Here is a 16,562-nt window from a genome sequence, read left to right as displayed (position 1 = left end):
TGAGCTGCTGACCCTGTCACGGAACTCCCCGCATGGATAAAGCCCTTTACGTGGCGATGACCGGTGCCCGCGCCTCCCTGCAGGCGCAGGGAACGCTCAGCCACAACCTCGCCAACTCGGACACCCCTGGCTTCAAGGAAGCGCTGGCCAATACCGAAGCCTTCCCGATCAAGGGCCCGGGCTTTGCCTCGCGGGTGGATGCGCTGCACGTCGACGCCGGCTTCAACCGTACGCCCGGCTCGCAGCACATCACCGGCAAGCCGCTGGATCTGTCCCTGCAGACCGGCACCTGGCTGGCCGTGCAGTCCAGCGACGGCAGCGAGGCGTACACGCGCGGCGCGGCGTTGTCGGTGACGCCGAACGGCCAGCTGGTGACCTCCAGCGGCCGTCCGGTACTGGATGACAACAACAACCCGATCGCCATTCCGCCTTACCAGGCGATGGAAATCGGTGCCGACGGCACGCTCTCGATCATCCCGCAGGGCGAAGGCCCGCAGACGATGGCGCAGATCGGCCGCATCAAAGTGGTGCAGGCGCCGGACGAGCGCCTTGAGCGTGGCCTGGATGGCCTGTTCCGCAACACCGACCCGCGCCAGCCGTTCGCCCCGGCACAGGGCACGGCCGTGCACAGCGGCCAGCTGGAAGGCAGCAACGTGGACGCCGCTGGCGCGCTGGTGCAGATGATCCAGCTGCAGCGCCAGTACGAAATGCAGGTGCAGGTGATCAAGCACGGCGACGAAAACGCGCGCAGCGCCAACAGCATGCTGCGCCTGGGCAGCTGACGGAATTCCGGCGCCGCCTGACAGCGGCGCTGGCACACCGCTTGCACACCCACATTCAAGGGCCGCACCACGCGGCCGGCTTCACCAGACAGGACACCGAAGATGAACCAGGCATTGTGGATCGCGAAAACCGGACTGGATGCGCAGCAGATGCGCATGTCGGTGGTTTCCAACAACCTCGCCAACACCAACACCACCGGCTTCAAGCAGGACCGTGCCAGTTTTGAAGACCTGCTGTACCAGCAGGTGCGCCAGCCCGGCGGCTCCTCGTCGGCGCAGACGCAGCTGCCGACCGGCCTGCAGCTCGGCACCGGCGTGCGCGTGGTCGCCACCGCCAAGAACTTCGAACAGGGCGCTCCCCAGCAGACCGGTCGCGCCCTCGACGTGATGGTCAATGGCCGTGGCTTCTTCGAAGTGCAGATGCCCGATGGCAGCTCGGCCTATACCCGAGATGGCTCGTTCAAGCTCAATCAGGACAACCAGCTGGTCACCAACAGCGGTTACCCGGTGCAGCCCGGCATCCAGATTCCCGAAGGCGTCCAGTCGGTGACCATCGGGAACGACGGCACCATCAGCGTGAAGATGGCCGACGGCGCAGCCTCGGTGGAAGTCGGCGCATTGACCCTGACCGACTTCGTCAATCCGGCCGGCCTGCAGGCGCGTGGCCAGAACCTGTACCTGGAGACCACCGCTTCCGGCCCGGCGCAGAGCGGCAATCCCGGCATGAATGGGCTCGGAATCGTCGAACAGGGTGCGCTGGAAGGCAGCAACGTCAACGTGGTGGAAGAGCTGGTGTCGATGATCGAAACCCAGCGCGCCTACGAAATGAACGCCAAGGCGATTTCCACCACCGATTCGATGCTCGGCTACCTCAACAACAAGCTCTGACCGGCCAAACCGGGAAACTGCCATGTCGCCCATTTCCAACTTCGCCCGCACTGCCCTCGCCTGCACCGTGGCTGCCCTGCTCGGTGGCTGCGTGATTGCCGGCGATGTGCGCCCCTATCCGGCAATGGCACCGATCCAGCCGATCATGCCACCGCAGGCCGAACCGACCGCCGGCGCGATCTACGCGGCCGGCCCGACCCTGCAGTTGTATTCGGACCGTCGCGCGCGCGATGTCGGCGACCTGCTGACCATCACCCTGCTGGAAAACACCACCGCGCAGACCAGTGCCAATACCGCCACCAACAAGGAATCGAACCTGAGCCTGGGCACGCCGTCCATCCTCGGTGCGCCGGTCACCCTGGGCGGCAAGGACATCCTCAGTGCGACGGCCAAGGGCGCACGTGACTTCACCGGCAAGGGCAACAGCGCGCAGAGCAACCGCCTGCAGGGCAGCGTCACGGTGACGGTGATCCAGCGCCTGCCCAACGGCAACCTGGTGGTACAGGGGCAGAAGAACCTGCGCCTGAACCAGGGCGATGAACTGGTGCAGGTGCAGGGCATCGTGCGCCCGGGCGACATCAGCCAGGACAACACCATTCCGTCCAGCCGCGTGGCCGAAGCCCGCATCGTCTACGGCGGCCGCGGCCCGGTCGCGCAGTCCAACGCGATGGGCTGGCTGAGCCGCTTCTTCAACTCCGGCCTGACGCCGTTCTGAGTATGGCCATGAAACTCTTCTCCTCTTCTTCCTGGCAGCGACGCATGACGTCGCTCTGTTATGGCGTGTTCATGGTCTTCGCCGTGGTGGCCCCGGCCAGCGCCGAGCGCATCAAGGACCTGGCACAGGTCGGCGGCGTGCGCGGCAATGCACTGGTGGGTTATGGCCTGGTGGTCGGCCTGGATGGCAGCGGCGACCGCACCAGCCAGGCACCCTTCACCGTGCAGAGCTTGAAGAACCTGCTCGGCGAGCTGGGCGTCAATGTGCCGCCGAACGTCAATCCGCAGCTGAAGAACGTGGCGGCGGTCGCCATCCACGCCGAGCTGCCGCCGTTCGCAAAGCCCGGCCAGCCGATCGACATCACGGTCTCCTCGATCGGCAACGCGGTCTCGCTGCGGGGCGGTTCGCTGCTGATGGCACCGCTGCGCGGTGCCGATGGCCAGATCTATGCCATCGCCCAGGGCAACCTGATCGTCGGCGGCTTCGGTGCGCAGGGCAAGGATGGTTCCCGTGTCTCGGTGAACGTGCCCAGCGTCGGCCGCATTCCCAACGGTGCCACGGTTGAACGCGCCCTGCCCGATCCGCTGGCCAACGGTGGCGACATCACCCTGAACCTGCACAACAACGACTTCACCACGGTCTCGCGCATGGTCGCCGCGCTCAACAACGCCTTCGGCGAAGGCGCGGCGCGTGCAGTCGATGGCGTGACCGTCGCGGTCACCGCACCGACCGACCCGGGCGCGCGCATCGGCCTGCTGGCGCGCATCGAGAACCTGGAGCTCACCCCGGGCAGCGCCCCGGCCAAGGTGGTGGTCAATTCGCGTACCGGCACCGTGGTCATCGGCCAGCAGGTGCGGGTCGGCCCGGCGGCGATCTCGCACGGTTCGTTGACCGTCACGATCCAGGAAAACACCAACGTCAGCCAGCCCAATGCCCTGTCCGGCGGCCGTACCGTGGCCAGCCCGCAGTCGACCATCACCGCCACCAACGACGGCAGCCGCATGTTCAAGTTCAGCGGCGGCACCACCCTGGACGAGATCGTGCACGCGGTGAACGCGGTTGGTGCGGCACCGGGCGATCTCATCGCGATCCTGGAAGCCCTGAAGCAGGCCGGCGCATTGAGTGCCGAGCTCGAGGTGATCTGATATGCGCATCACTCCCGCATTCGATCTGCACCCGGCGCAACAGAACGATCCGGCCAAGATCGACAAGGTCGCGCGCCAACTGGAGGGCCAGTTCGCGCAGATGCTGGTCAAGAGCATGCGTGACGCCAGCTTCGGCGACTCGCTGTTCCCCGGCGAAAACAAGATGTTCCGCGAGATGTACGACCAGAAGATTGCCGAGGCGATGACCCGCGGCAAGGGCCTTGGCCTGTCCGGCATGATCAGCCGGCAGCTGTCCGGCCAGGCCGCCGATGGCCCGGCACTGGATACCCGCGTGGACCCGGCCAAGGCCAGCCGTGCCTATCAGCTCAATGCACCGGCCAAGCCGGCACCGTCGCTGCCGCTGGAAGACGGCAGCCAGGCCGTGCGCCTGCTGCAGCAGATGGCCGCCGGCGCGCAGTCCGGCGCACACGCGGCGGTTGCACCGATGGAACAGGCGCTGGACCTGATCGCCGGGCGCGAAAGCAGCAGCATGCACCGCTCGCTGGGTACCGAAGATCCTTACATCGGCGGCCTGCAAGGCGACGACTGGGCTGCCAACAGCGACCAGTGGTCGGCTACCGCCAGCAACCGCGGCACGGCCATCAGCCCGGCCGATGCGATGGCGACCCGCACCGCCGTCGCGCAGCTGGGTGAACACACCCCGGAAGGCTTCGTCGCCAGCATCTGGCAGCACGCGCAGCGTGCGGCCAAGGAACTGGGCGTGGATGCCCGCGCCCTGGTCGCCCAGGCGGCGCTGGAAACCGGCTGGGGCAAGCGCCACATCAAGCATGCCGACGGCAGCACCTCGCACAACCTGTTCGGCATCAAGGCCAATGGCTGGAACGGCCAGCGCGCCGTGGCCGGCACCCACGAGTACGTCGATGGCGTGCGCCGCAACGAGACCGCCAGCTTCCGTGCCTACAGTTCGCCGGCCGAGAGCTTTGCCGACTACGTGCGCCTGCTGAAGACCAGCCCGCGCTACCAGCAGGCCCTGCAGGCCGGCACCGACGTGCAGGGCTTCGCCCGTGGCCTGCAGCGCGCCGGCTATGCCACCGACCCGCGCTACGCGGCCAAGATCGCCGCGATCGCCGGCGGACCGACCATCGAGCGCGCCGTCAGCGCCGTGGCCGATGCCGGCTCGCGCCTTGGCCAGACCTTCGCCAGCACCGCAACCGCGGCGCTGGGTATCACCCGTCGTTGAGGAACCCCATGTCCAGCGTACTTTCCACCGGTACCGGTGCCCTGCTCGCCTTCCAGCGTGCGTTGGCGACCACCAGCCACAACGTGGCCAACCTCAATACCCCGGGCTACAGCCGGCAGAAGGTCAACTTCGCCACGGCTGATCCCCAGAACTACGGCTACGGCACGGTCGGCAACGGCACCCGCATCACCGACATCCGCCGTACCGCCGACCAGCTGGCGATCTCGCGCCTGCTCGACAGCAGCGGCGAGCTGGCGCGCCTGAAGCAGCTCTCCGGCATGGCCGACCGGGTCAATTCGTTGTTCTCCGACGCGGCAACCAACGTGTCCGGCGTCTGGTCGAAGTTCTTCGATTCGGTCAGCGGCCTGTCGTCCAACGCGGCCGGCACCGCCGACCGCCAGAACATGCTGGATGGTGGCAAGGCTTTGGCCAACCGCTTCGTCCAGCTCAACACGCACCTGAACAACCTCAACAGCGAGGTCAACAACGGCCTGCTGGCCGGTGCCACCGAGGTCAACCGGCTGGCGCAGGAGATCGCGCAGATCAACGGTGCGATAGGCACCAACATCGCTACCGCCGCACCGGACCTGCTCGACCGCCGCGACCAGTTGATCACCCAGCTGATCGGCTACACCGGTGGCACCGCAGTGATCCAGGACGGCGGCATCATGAATGTCTATACCGCTGGCGGAAACGCGCTGGTGGTGGGCACCACGGCGACCAAGGTCACCACCGTGGCCGACCCGTACCAGCCGGAGCGCCTGCAGCTGGCGCTGGAAACGCAGGGCAACACCATCCGGCTCGACCCGAAGGCGGTCGGTGGCCAGATCGGCGGCCTGCTGGAATTCCGCGACACCGTGCTGACGCCTGCCCAGGCCGAGCTGGGCAAGCTGGCGGTAGGCCTGGCCGAGAGCTTCAACCAGGTGCATCACCAGGGCGTGGACCTGTATGGCCAGCTCGGGGGTGACTTCTTCAACATCGGCAATCCACGCGTCACCGCCAACAATGCCAACACCGGCACCGCCAGCCTCAGCGCCAGTTACGGCGACCTCGGCAAGCTGGACGCGCAGAACGTGGTGCTGCAGTTCGATGGCACCAACTGGAAGGCCAGTCGTGCCGACACCGGTGCGAACGTTCCGCTGACCGGCACCGGTACGGCGGCCGATCCACTGGTGATCAACGGCGTCAAGCTGGTGGTCGGCGGTACCCCGGCGGCCAACGACCGCTTCCTGCTGCAGCCGACCGCAGGCGTGGCTGGCAGCATGGAAGTGGCGATCACCGATCCGTCGCGCATCGCCGCTGCCGCTGCGGTGAAGGGCGCGGCGGCGACGTCCAACACGGGCACCGGCAAGCTGAGCGGTGTCACCGTCAGCGATTCGACCAACGCCAACCTGCGCAATCCGGCCGCGATCGTGTTCACCTCGGCCACCACCTACACCATCGATGGGGGCCCGCCGCAGACCTACACGCCCGGCCAGACCATCAGTGCCAACGGCTGGAGCTTCGTGCTGGACGGTGCGCCGAAGGTCGGCGACACCTTCAACATCACCCCGACTCCGGCGGGCTCGTCGGACAACAGCAACGCCTCCAGGCTGTCCAAGGTGGAGAGCGCCAAGGCATTCAACAGCGGCACGGTCACCCTCAACGGCGCCCTGGGTGGCCTGACCACCCAGGTCGGTGCAGCCGCCCGCTCGGCCGAGTATTCGCTGGAAGCGCAGCTGGTGATCAATGACAAGGCGCAGGAAGCGCGCGATGAGGTATCCGGCGTCAACCTGGACGAGGAGGCGGCCGACATGCTGCGCCTGCAACAGGCCTACCAGGCAGCCTCACAGCTGATCTCCACCGCCGACAGCATGTTCCAGACCATCCTGGGAGCCGTCCGTCGATGAGCAGCCGTATCTCCACCAGCATGATGTTCAACCAGTCCGTGTCGCTGATGATGGCCAAGCAGGCCAAGCTCAGCCACCTGGAGCAGCAGATCGCCACCGGCAGCAAGATCGTCAGCGCCAAGGACGATCCGGTTGCCGCTGGTGCGGCGGTCGGGCTTGACCGCAGCCTGGCCGCACTGGACCGGATGAAACTCAATGCCGGCAACGTGCAGAACCGACTGGGCGTACAGGAGAACGCCCTGGCCCAGGTCAACGACCTGATGGCGCGCGTCAACGACCTGACCATCCAGGCCAGCAATCCGGCACTGGGCGCCGCCGACAAGAAAACGCTGATCACCGAACTGAACCAGATCCGCGAGGGCCTGCTGTCGCTGGCCAACGCCGACGACGGCACCGGCCGCTACGTGTTCGGCGGCACCAACGATGGCGATCCGCCGTTCGCCAAGATCAATGGCAAGGTGGTCTACCGTGGCGACCAGACCCAGCGCCAGATTGAAGTCGGCCCCGATACCTATGTGCGGGATGCCCTGCCCGGCAGCGAAATCTTCATGCGCATTCCTACCGGCGACGGCTTCGTCGATGGTGTCGCCGCGGCCGGCAATACCGGCAACGGCGTGCTGACCAACATCACCCGCGATGGCAGCGACAGCTGGAACGGCCAGTCCTTCAGCATCCGCTTCACCGCCGCCGACCAGTACCAGCTACTGGACGGCGCTGGCAACGTGACCGGCACCGGCACGTTCAAGGCTGGTGACAACGTGGAAGTCAACGGAGTCCGCCTGCAGATCACCGGCGCACCCGCTGCCGGTGACAGCTTCAGTGTGAAGCCGGCAACCAGCCGCGACATCTTCGACACCATGGACAAGCTGATTGCCGCGCTTGATGCCGACACCGGCACCACCGCCAAGATGAGCGCGCAGCAGAACGAACTGCAGAGCGCCCTGCGCGATGTGGCCCGTGCGTCGGAGCGGATGATCGATTCGCGTGCGGCCGGCGGTGCGCAGCTGAAGGCACTGGACAATGCCGCCGACATGCGTGAAGCCAACAGCGTGACCCTGAAGACCACGCTGTCGCAGATGCGCGACCTGGACTATGCCGATGCACTGAGCCAGTACCAGCTGCAGAGCACCGCGCTGCAGGCGGCACAGACGATCTTCTCGCAGATGCAGTCGATGTCGTTGTTCAACAAGATCCGCTGACGCATCTCCTGCGTCACCCCTGAAAGGCCGCGATGCCCTGCATCGCGGCCTTTTTCGTTTCTGCGCGCCCGTTCCGTCGCGCTCGCCGGGCGTGGGCTGGCGCTACCGGAAACGTGCTGCACGCATTTTCCGTGATTGCCCATCAAGCCCGGCCCTGCCCCGCCGATACCTTCATCAGCGCTGGTTGGGCATGCCCAACCGCCCCTTCCGGGGTCGCCTTCACGCCCGGCCAGGGCTGGAAAACCCCGGAAAAACAGCCTCCGGCACCGGATTTCAGCGTCGACGGAATTCACGGCTAAAGGTTGTTGACAAAGCGCCGTTATTCATTTGGCAACAGCGAAGCACACAGCCACACAAAAAAACAGGCGGCGCTTCGTTTCATTCACCAACGGGTTCCATATAAGAGGAGACGACCCCATGGCACAGGTAATCAACACCAATACGATGTCGCTCAACGCTCAGCGCAACCTGAGCACCAGCGGCAGCTCGCTCGCTACCACCATCCAGCGCCTCTCGTCCGGCCTGCGCATCAACAGCGCGAAGGACGACGCGGCCGGCCTGGCGATCAGCGAGCGCTTCACCACCCAGATCCGCGGTCTGGACGTGGCCATCCGCAACGCCAACGACGGTATCTCGCTGGCCCAGGTCGCCGAGGGTTCGCTGAGCGAAGTCGGCAACAACCTGCAGCGCATCCGTGAACTGGCCGTGCAGTCCTCCAACGCCACCAACTCGGCCAGCGACCGCAAGGCCCTGCAGGCTGAAGTGACCCAGCTGGTCTCGGAAGTCGACCGCGTGGCCAAGCAGGCTGACTTCAACGGCACCAAGCTGCTGGACGGCTCCTTCACCAGCCAGCTGTTCCAGGTCGGCGCCAACGCCGGCCAGGCCATCGCCATCAACAGCGTGGTCAACGCCAAGGCCGATTCGCTGGGCGCGGCAACCTTCGCCAACGGCTACACCGGCACCAGCCTGGCCGCCGCCGACAAGGCCACCGCCGACACCACCTACTCCGGCCTGCAGATCTCGGTGACCCCGCCGGGCGGCACCGCCACCACGGTCACCATCAACGACTTCACCGTGAAGGCGGGCGAATCGATCACCTCGGCCACCTCCGCCGCGATCAACAACAAGCTGGGCGAAACCGGCGTCATGGCCTCGGTCAATGCCGGTGTGATCAGCCTGGCCTCGGTCAAGGACGGCCAGACCTTCACCCTGGGCGTCAGTGCCGCAACCCCGCCGGCTGGCGCCACCGCCGCGACCATCGCTGGCCTGGGCCTGACCGAAACCAGCACCAACGGCGGCCTGCTGACTGGCGCCACGGCCAACTTCGTCAAGGACCTGAACGTCACCACCGCCGAAGGCGCACAGAAGGCGCTGTCGATCGTCGACAAGGCCCTCGAATCGGTCAACAGCGTGCGCGCCGACCTCGGCGCGATCCAGAACCGCTTCACCTCGGTGGTGGCCAACCTGCAGACCTCCTCGGAGAACCTATCGGCCTCGCGCAGCCGCATCCGCGATACCGACTTCGCCAAGGAAACCGCCGAACTGACCCGCACCCAGATCCTGCAGCAGGCCGGTACGGCCATGCTGGCCCAGGCCAACCAGGTACCGCAGAACGTGCTCAGCCTGTTGCAGCGCTGACATGAGCCGCCCCCGGGGCACGTCGGGGGCGTCTAACCCAACTCACGTGCAACCGCTCAAGGACCTCTCCTCATGGCACAAGTCATCAACACCAATACGATGTCGTTGAATGCTCAGCGTAACCTGAGCACCAGCGGCAGCTCGCTGGCCACCACCATCCAGCGCCTGTCCTCCGGTTCGCGCATCAACAGCGCCAAGGACGACGCCGCCGGCCTGGCGATCTCCGAGCGCTTCGGCACGCAGATCCGCGGCACCGACGTCGCCATCCGCAATGCCAACGACGGTATCTCGCTGGCCCAGGTCGCCGAAGGTTCGCTGACCGAAATCGGCAACAACCTGCAGCGCGTCCGCGAGCTGTCGGTGCAGGCCTCCAACGCCACCAACTCGGCCAGCGACCGCAAGGCGCTGCAGGCTGAAGTGACCCAGCTGGTCTCGGAAATCGACCGCGTCGCCAAGCAGTCGGACTTCAACGGCACCAAGCTGCTGGACGGCTCGTTCTCCAGCCAGCTGTTCCAGGTCGGCGCCAATGCCGGCCAGGCCATCGCCATCGACAAGACCATCGATGCCAAGGCCGGCTCGCTGGGCACCTCGACCTTCGCCACCGGTGCGACCGCTGCCCTGGCCGCAAGCACCGACGGCGCCCGCTTCTCCGGCACCGTGATGGGCGTGGATATCGGCACGGTTGAAGTGAAGGCCGGCGCCACCACGGCCGATGCCTCCAAGGCCGTCGCCACCGCCATCAACGCCAAGATCGGCGAGGCCGGCATCTACGCCGAAGCCAATGCCGACGGCACCCTGAAGCTGAGCTCGGTGAAGGAAGGCAAGGCTGTCGCCGCCGCCGATATCGCCCTGATGCGCAGCGACTACGACGCGACCGCCAAGACCTGGGGCACCGCGGCAGCTGCGGGCGCCTACACTGCCGGCACCGATACCTCGGCCAACGTCCAGAAGCTGGACGTGAGCACCGTGCTCGGCGCCCAGCAGGCGCTGGAAGTGGTCGACAAGGCCCTGGGTGCGATCAACAGCACCCGCGCCGACCTCGGTGCGATCCAGAACCGCTTCACCTCGGTGGTGGCCAACCTGCAGACCTCGTCGGAAAACCTGTCGGCTTCGCGTAGCCGCATCAAGGACACCGACTTCGCCAAGGAAACCGCAGAGCTGACCCGCACCCAGATCCTGCAGCAGGCCGGTACGGCCATGCTGGCCCAGGCCAACCAGGTGCCGCAGGGCGTGCTCAGCCTGCTGCGCTGATCCACGGCAAGAAGGCGCCGCTACCGTCGGGTCGAACCGACGGTAGCGGCAACCGGGAAGCCACGATGCACGAAGGCGCGGGCCATGCCCGGCCCGGGATCACTCCCGAACCGGCTTGGCATCGCCCGCTCCTGCGGACCTCTCTTTCAGCGCTGTACCTTTGACTGTACGTACCGGGCGGCTTCGTCTCCCCCCGATTGTCAGTAGCCTGATCCCTCCCCTGCATTGGGGGAGGGCTTTTTGCAGACTCCCGGCAGCCCGCGGTGAACCTACCCGCACCCTGCCCCATCCTTCCTGCAACCCGCGTGCCAGAACCTGCGCCAGACCATTGGCACGGCACGTGCATCAACGAAGTCCTCAAGACCCAGCGGCGCAGGCCGCTATTTTCGTTGACGACGGGCCACCGCACGACGGCCAGGCCCGGATACCAGGAGAATCACATGGCAAGCTTTGGATACGGTGGCATTGGCTCGGGACTGAACATCTCGGACATCGTCAACCAGCTGGTCGCAGCCGACCGCAAGCCCGCCGACAACGCGCTGAACCTGCAGCAGTCCAAGGCCAAGATGCAGCTGTCGTCGATCGGCACTGTCACTTCAGCCTTCGACAAGCTGAAGACCGCGCTGACCGCACTGAAGGCCACCACCGCCTTCGATACCCGCACCGTGACCGCCACCGGCAAGGCCCAACCGGCCAACACCGACGACGTGCTGACGGCCTCGGTGGCACTGTACGACCTGGGGACGACCAAGGCAGCGGCCTCCAATGGCACCCACCAGGTGGAGGTGAAATCCCTTGCCACCGCACACAAGCTGATTGCCAATACCTCGGTAGGGAAGACCGACACCTTCGGCGCCGGAACCTTGACGCTGACCGTTGGCGTCGGCGACAAGGCAAAGACGATGAAGGTCGAGGTGGAAGCCGGCGATACGCTGACCACCGTGCGCAACAAGATCGACGCCGCAGGCCGCAAGGAAGGCGTGCAGGCGACCCTGATCGCCTCGGGCGACAACCAGTACCTGTCGATTGCCCAGGAAAAGACCGGCGCCGCCAATGCCATCAAGCTCGAATACGGCGGCAGCGACCCGAAACTGACCGCACTGGTGGGCAGCCTCCAGGAAAACACCGCGGCAGCCGATGCCGAGCTGACCATCGATGGCGTCACGGTGGTCAGCGCCAGCAACACCGTGGCCGACGCCGTGCCGGGGTTGACCCTGAACCTCAAGGTCAAGGGCAAGAGCACCGTCGTGATCAGCACCGATACCACTGCAGCCACCAAGGTGATGCAGGAGTTCGTGACCGCCTACAACGCAGCAATCGCGGCGATCAACACCGAGACCAAGTACGACGCCAAGACCAAGGAAGCCGCCACGCTGACCGGCGACGCGCAGATGCGTGGTGCCTCCAGCCAGTTGCGCTCGGTGATGTCGGGCGTGCTGAAGGAACTGTCCGCCGATGGCCTGGACCCGAAAACGCTGGGACTGCAGACGCGTGGCTACCCCAACGCCGACGGCAGCCTGGTGCTGGACGCCACCAAGTTTGCCGCCGCGCTGGCCAGTCAGCCCGAGAAGATCCGCTCGGCAATCACCGGTGACACCGGCGGTGCCGGCACGCTCTACACCATGGTCGACGGCTACGTCAGCACCACGGTCGGCAAGGAAGGCGCCTTCGTCGCCCGCACCAAGGGCCTCAACACCACGCTGGACAACATCGACAAGCGCCGCAAGGACCTCGACACACGCATGAAGAACGTGGAAGAGCGCTACAAGAAGCAGTTCATCGCGTTGGACAGCCTGATGGGCAAGTTGCAGCAGAGCAATACGTCGCTGCAGCAGCAGCTGGCACAGCTGAACCGCTAAAGGACTGCGTGCAACGCTCAAGTTTGGCGTGTAACGCACCGATAACGGACGCAACAGCAATCAACGCCGCACCGCCGGCAACGGTCCCCACGACCCGCCGGCGGCACCCCGCGCAAGGAGAATCACGAATGTACGGTTCCAGCCGTCAATATGCCGAGCAGTACCGCCAGGTGGGAGTGACCAGTGCGGTCGCCGATGCCGATCCGCACAAGCTGGTGGCGATGCTGCTGGCCGGCGCGCTGGAGCGCGTGCGGCGCGCCCTGGCCAGCCTCGAGCGCGGCGACCAGGCCGGCAAGGGCAAGGCGATCGGCGAGGTCTGCGCGATCGTCGGCCACCTCAATGGCTCGCTGGATCATGAGGCTGGCGGTGAAATCGCCGGGAACCTGTCGGCACTCTACGACTACGTGCTGCAGCGCCTGACCGAGGCCAACCTGCACAACGACCGTGCCGCCCTCGATGAATCCCTGCAGTTGCTGGGCGAGATCGACAGCGCCTGGAATGCAATCCCGCAGGAACAGCGCCGCCCGGCCGCGGTGGCGCCATGAGCCTGCACGAACTGCACGCCCAGCTGGACGCCTTCGAAAAGGCCCTGGGCGAAGACGCCCTCGACCAGGCCGACAGCCTGCTCGACGGTCACGACAGCACGCTGCATGCCCTGCTCAGCCAGCCGCTGACCTCGGACGACCACGCACCGCTCAGTGCGCTGTTCGAGCGCCAGCAGAACCTGCTGGGCCTGCTGCGCCAGCGTCGCGATGCGGTGGCAGCACTGATGAATGACGGCCAGCGCTCTCTTCGCGCGGCCCATGCCTACCTGCAGGCAGAATCGCTGGCATGACCCAACTGCCGACAACGTCGCTGCACCATCCCGCCGAAAGCGAGCTGTTCGACGAAACGCTCAGCTGCGAGCTGGCACTGCCCGCCGAATTCCAGGCAGGCAGTGGCACCGGCCGTACCGGCAGTGCCGAGGGCCTGCTGCGCAGCCTGGCGCTGGTTGAAGACAGTCGCGTTGACGAGCATGACGACCGCAATGAAGCCAGCCTGCAATTGCAGCGGCTGGAGGCGAAGCTGGATCTGGCGATGGTGCTGCTTGGCCGCCTGGTCCGCCAGCAGGGCCAGGAACTGACCCTGCGCCCGGTGCGCTGGTCGCGCCGCGGCATCCGCCTGCAACTGGGCCCGCGCAGTGGCGCCAGCCCCGGCCAGGCGGGCCTGGTCCGTCTGCAGCCCAGTGATTGGCTGCCCGACCATATCGACCTGCCGGTGGAAGTGATTGCCGAAGCGGCCGATGGCGGCGGCGGCCACTATCTGTGGCTGCGCTTCCAGCGCCTTGGCGATGGCCTGGAAATGGCCATGGAGCGCCACCTGTTCCGCCTGCACCGGCGTCAGGTGGCCGAGGCACGCCGGGCGCGCTGAAACCTGCCACCATCGCGCTTGGCGGGCAAGCCTTGGCGCGCCCGTTCAGCTAAGTTAAGGTGGACTCCCCTACACGGACCTGCTGCGTGCCTGTGCGAGTTCTCATCGTCGACGATCACACCCTGGTCCGCGCCGGCCTGGCGCGGCTGCTGCAGGGGTTTGCCGACGTGCAGCTGGTTGCAGAGGCCAGCAACGCCGAACAGGCGCTGCAGCTGGCCCTGCAGCACGCCCCGGACGTGGTCCTGATGGACCTGTCATTGCCTGGCCGTACGGGTCTGGAAGCGCTCAGCGATATCCGGCTGCGCGCGCCCGGTACCCGGGTTGTGATGATGACCATGCACGACGACGCCGCGCACGTGCGCGATGCCCTCGACCGCGGCGCGGTCGGGTTCGTGGTCAAGGATGCGGCGCCGCAGGAACTGGAGCTGGCGCTTCGCGCGGCGCATGCCGGCCAGGTGTTCCTGAGCCCGCAGATCTCCGCCAAGATGCTGGCACCGATGCTCGGCCGCGAGAAGCCCACCGGCATCGCCGCGCTGTCGCCGCGCCAGCGCGAGATCCTGCGCCGCATCGGCAAGGGTGAGAGCAACAAGGAAATCGCCGCCGACCTCGGCATCAGCGTCAAGACAGTGGAAACCCACCGCGCACGCATGATGGAGTCACTGGGCTGCCGTCGCGCCAACGATCTGCTGCTGTTGGCCGCGCGCCATCAGCACGAGCTGGAGTAAGCGCCAGCCTCGGCGTGACCAAGCGATGGCTGGGTAGAGTGGGCTGTTGGTAGAGTCGACTGTCAGTCGACTTGCGCGCGGAGCGCGGGACTTTTCCTTGGTCTGATCGGAGAGCAGTCGACTGACAGTCGACTCTACCGGTGATCGTCTCTATCGACAGCCGACGCAGCCAACCCGCACCCAGCGTCGAATTCCCGTCAGCCCGACACTCCCCGACAGGAATCCGTACACGGCGCAGCCCGATCAATCCGGGCCTTGCACCGGAAATCAGCAACTTAGCAGCGATCATCGTCAACATTCCGCGCCGCTGTAGGGAATACCCCTACACGCCGTCAGGAAATTCACGAAGCTCCTCAGGAACCCCCCGATTCCGCCACCGCCGGATCAAAAGCAAGATGCGTTCCACAAGGCGCCGGGGAGCGGCGCCGGGGAACCACGATGAAGGCTGCACTCTCGACCCAGCTGGGCCAACAACTTCACCTCACCCCGCAGCTGCTGCAGTCGATCCGGCTGCTGCAGCTTGATGGCCTGCACCTGGAACAGGAAATCCAGCGCCTGCTGGACTCCAATCCCCTGCTGGAAATCGAAGAGCCCGAAGCACCGGCCGCCGACGCCACCGACGTTGCCACCGCGACGCTGGAAACCGCCGCGTTCGACGAGCTGCCGGAGTCGTCGATGTGGGACGTGGCCGGCGCCAGCTGGCAGGACGGCGACGACGACCGCATGGCGCGCATCGCCGCCGGCGAATCCACCGACCCGCAGCTGCGCGTGCTGCAGCGCCTGTCGCTGGACATGGATGATCGCCAGCTGGCAGTGGCCGCATTCTGGCTGGACCACTGCGACGAGGCTGGCTACCTGCAGGCGCCACTGGGCCAGCTGCAGCTGCTGGCCAGCGCCCAGTTCGACATCGACGCCGACGGCGTCGAAGCCATCCGCCAGCAGCTGCTGCACGGTGACCCGGCCGGCATGGCCGCCCAGGACCTGCGCGAGGGCCTGCAGGCGCAGCTGCGCAGCCTGCACGGCGCGGTGCCTGCCCGCCACCTGGCCACGCGCATCCTGGACGGCGCGCTCGATGCGCTGGCCGCACATGATTACCCCGCCCTCGCCCGCCAGCACGACGCCGAGATCGACGATGTGCGCGAAGCGGTACGCCTGATCCTGTCGCTGCAGCCACGCCCAGGCGACAGCCTGCTGCCGGAACGCAGTGCCGTTGTGGTTCCGGATGTGGTCGCCTGGCACGCCGATGGCCAGTGGAAAGTGGCATTGAACCCGGCCACCAGTCGCCGCGTCTCCATCAACAGCCAGTACGAACAGGCGCTGGCAGAGACCAGTGAGGCCGCCCCGGCACTGCGCGAGATGCTGCAGGAAGCGCGCTGGTTCAGCCGCGGCCTGTCGATGCGCTACGACACCCTGCTGCGCACCGCGCGGGTGATAGTGGAGCGCCAGGCCGCGTTCCTGGTGCGTGGCGAGGAAGCCATGGCACCGCTGACCCTGAAGGAAGTGGCCGAGGAAATCGGCATGCACGAGTCCACCGTCTCGCGCATCACCACCGGCAAGTTCCTGCAGACCCCGCGCGGCACCTTCGAACTGAAGCACTTCTTCGCCGTCCGACTGGAAGGCGCCAGCGTCTCCGGGCAGGCGGTCAAGGCCATGGTCCGCCGCCTGATCGACGCCGAACCGGCCGGTCGGCCACTGGCCGATGAGGCGATCGCCGGCCTGTTGTCACGCCAGGGGGTGAACATTGCCCGCCGAACCGTCGCAAAATACCGGGAACAACTGGACATCGCCCCGGCCCGTGAACGGCGCCGGCTCGGCGCCAGGCAACCACAGCTGGCCCGGGTGGGCTGAAAAGGATGTTGC

At 66.5% G+C, this 16,562-nt stretch carries 15 protein-coding genes; all 15 read left to right on the top strand.

Annotated elements, in window-relative coordinates; genetic code table 11:
* The first annotated feature begins 32 nt into the window (after positions 1-32).
* The 15 genes from AC5P6X_RS20235 (at position 33) to rpoN (ending at position 16,550) form a co-directional block, all read left to right on the top strand.
* Positions 33-782 carry a flagellar basal body rod protein FlgF gene (locus tag AC5P6X_RS20235; protein ID WP_005409572.1) on the top strand — a complete coding sequence of 250 codons (750 nt, stop codon included), beginning with the start codon at positions 33-35 and terminating at the stop codon, positions 780-782.
* Positions 783-884: 102 nt separating this feature from the next.
* Positions 885-1,670, top strand: a complete 786-nt coding sequence (gene flgG / locus AC5P6X_RS20230) for a flagellar basal-body rod protein FlgG (RefSeq protein ID WP_088435880.1) — start codon at positions 885-887, stop codon at positions 1,668-1,670.
* 22 nt (positions 1,671-1,692) lie between these two features.
* Complete coding sequence (gene flgH / locus AC5P6X_RS20225; protein ID WP_005409570.1) at positions 1,693-2,385, top strand: flagellar basal body L-ring protein FlgH; 693 nt, start codon at positions 1,693-1,695, stop codon at positions 2,383-2,385.
* A 2-nt stretch (positions 2,386-2,387) separates the two neighbouring features.
* Positions 2,388-3,530 carry a flagellar basal body P-ring protein FlgI gene (locus tag AC5P6X_RS20220; RefSeq protein ID WP_329755683.1) on the top strand — a complete coding sequence of 381 codons (1,143 nt, stop codon included), beginning with the start codon at positions 2,388-2,390 and terminating at the stop codon, positions 3,528-3,530.
* A gap of 1 nt (position 3,531) precedes the next feature.
* The gene (gene flgJ, locus AC5P6X_RS20215) at positions 3,532-4,731 is read left to right on the top strand and encodes a flagellar assembly peptidoglycan hydrolase FlgJ (protein WP_099605992.1); all 1,200 of its coding nucleotides are present in this window, start codon (positions 3,532-3,534) and stop codon (positions 4,729-4,731) included.
* Positions 4,732-4,739: 8 nt separating this feature from the next.
* On the top strand, positions 4,740-6,620 hold the full coding sequence (gene flgK, locus AC5P6X_RS20210) for a flagellar hook-associated protein FlgK (RefSeq protein WP_005413269.1): 1,881 nt from the start codon (positions 4,740-4,742) through the stop codon (positions 6,618-6,620).
* Positions 6,617-7,819 carry a flagellar hook-associated protein FlgL gene (gene flgL, locus AC5P6X_RS20205; protein ID WP_329755682.1) on the top strand — a complete coding sequence of 401 codons (1,203 nt, stop codon included), beginning with the start codon at positions 6,617-6,619 and terminating at the stop codon, positions 7,817-7,819. Before flgK ends, flgL begins: the two co-directional genes overlap by 4 nt.
* Positions 7,820-8,236: 417 nt before the next feature.
* Positions 8,237-9,457, top strand: a complete 1,221-nt coding sequence (locus AC5P6X_RS20200; RefSeq protein ID WP_005413267.1) for a flagellin — start codon at positions 8,237-8,239, stop codon at positions 9,455-9,457.
* 72 nt (positions 9,458-9,529) lie between these two features.
* Complete coding sequence (locus AC5P6X_RS20195; RefSeq protein WP_322546834.1) at positions 9,530-10,708, top strand: flagellin; 1,179 nt, start codon at positions 9,530-9,532, stop codon at positions 10,706-10,708.
* Positions 10,709-11,148: 440 nt separating this feature from the next.
* A complete protein-coding gene (gene fliD, locus AC5P6X_RS20190; protein ID WP_043033573.1) occupies positions 11,149-12,567 on the top strand; it encodes a flagellar filament capping protein FliD in 1,419 nt (472 codons plus the stop codon).
* A gap of 128 nt (positions 12,568-12,695) precedes the next feature.
* Positions 12,696-13,112: a flagellar export chaperone FliS gene (gene fliS / locus AC5P6X_RS20185; RefSeq protein ID WP_005409561.1), complete on the top strand. Its 417-nt coding sequence runs from the start codon at positions 12,696-12,698 to the stop codon at positions 13,110-13,112.
* Entirely contained in the window at positions 13,109-13,402 is a 294-nt protein-coding gene (locus tag AC5P6X_RS20180) for a hypothetical protein (protein ID WP_005413263.1), read from the top strand. Before fliS ends, AC5P6X_RS20180 begins: the two co-directional genes overlap by 4 nt.
* Complete coding sequence (locus AC5P6X_RS20175; protein WP_005413262.1) at positions 13,399-13,977, top strand: PilZ domain-containing protein; 579 nt, start codon at positions 13,399-13,401, stop codon at positions 13,975-13,977. Before AC5P6X_RS20180 ends, AC5P6X_RS20175 begins: the two co-directional genes overlap by 4 nt.
* 92 nt (positions 13,978-14,069) lie before the next feature.
* Positions 14,070-14,702: a response regulator gene (locus AC5P6X_RS20170; RefSeq protein WP_005413261.1), complete on the top strand. Its 633-nt coding sequence runs from the start codon at positions 14,070-14,072 to the stop codon at positions 14,700-14,702.
* Between the two features lie 438 nt (positions 14,703-15,140).
* Positions 15,141-16,550, top strand: a complete 1,410-nt coding sequence (gene rpoN, locus AC5P6X_RS20165; protein ID WP_088435876.1) for an RNA polymerase factor sigma-54 — start codon at positions 15,141-15,143, stop codon at positions 16,548-16,550.
* Positions 16,551-16,562 lie beyond the last annotated feature (12 nt).

The organism is Stenotrophomonas sp. YJH_SMC_40, assembly GCF_059368615.1.
Note: the sequence above shows the minus strand (reverse complement) of the source record. Positions and strands in the feature narration are given on the sequence as shown.

Bases quoted from the DNA above. Each gene is read 5' to 3' on its own strand.
- flgJ (WP_099605992.1), top strand. From the start codon at position 3,532: ATGCGCATCACTCCCGCATTCGATCTGCACCCGGCGCAACAGAACGAT.
- AC5P6X_RS20195 (WP_322546834.1), top strand. From the start codon at position 9,530: ATGGCACAAGTCATCAACACCAATACGATGTCGTTGAATGCTCAGCGT.
- AC5P6X_RS20180 (WP_005413263.1), top strand. From the start codon at position 13,109: ATGAGCCTGCACGAACTGCACGCCCAGCTGGACGCCTTCGAAAAGGCC.
- fliS (WP_005409561.1), top strand. From the start codon at position 12,696: ATGTACGGTTCCAGCCGTCAATATGCCGAGCAGTACCGCCAGGTGGGA.
- AC5P6X_RS20220 (WP_329755683.1), top strand. From the start codon at position 2,388: ATGGCCATGAAACTCTTCTCCTCTTCTTCCTGGCAGCGACGCATGACG.
- AC5P6X_RS20175 (WP_005413262.1), top strand. From the start codon at position 13,399: ATGACCCAACTGCCGACAACGTCGCTGCACCATCCCGCCGAAAGCGAG.
- AC5P6X_RS20235 (WP_005409572.1), top strand. From the start codon at position 33: ATGGATAAAGCCCTTTACGTGGCGATGACCGGTGCCCGCGCCTCCCTG.
- flgL (WP_329755682.1), top strand. From the start codon at position 6,617: ATGAGCAGCCGTATCTCCACCAGCATGATGTTCAACCAGTCCGTGTCG.
- flgH (WP_005409570.1), top strand. From the start codon at position 1,693: ATGTCGCCCATTTCCAACTTCGCCCGCACTGCCCTCGCCTGCACCGTG.
- AC5P6X_RS20200 (WP_005413267.1), top strand. From the start codon at position 8,237: ATGGCACAGGTAATCAACACCAATACGATGTCGCTCAACGCTCAGCGC.
- fliD (WP_043033573.1), top strand. From the start codon at position 11,149: ATGGCAAGCTTTGGATACGGTGGCATTGGCTCGGGACTGAACATCTCG.
- flgG (WP_088435880.1), top strand. From the start codon at position 885: ATGAACCAGGCATTGTGGATCGCGAAAACCGGACTGGATGCGCAGCAG.
- flgK (WP_005413269.1), top strand. From the start codon at position 4,740: ATGTCCAGCGTACTTTCCACCGGTACCGGTGCCCTGCTCGCCTTCCAG.
- rpoN (WP_088435876.1), top strand. From the start codon at position 15,141: ATGAAGGCTGCACTCTCGACCCAGCTGGGCCAACAACTTCACCTCACC.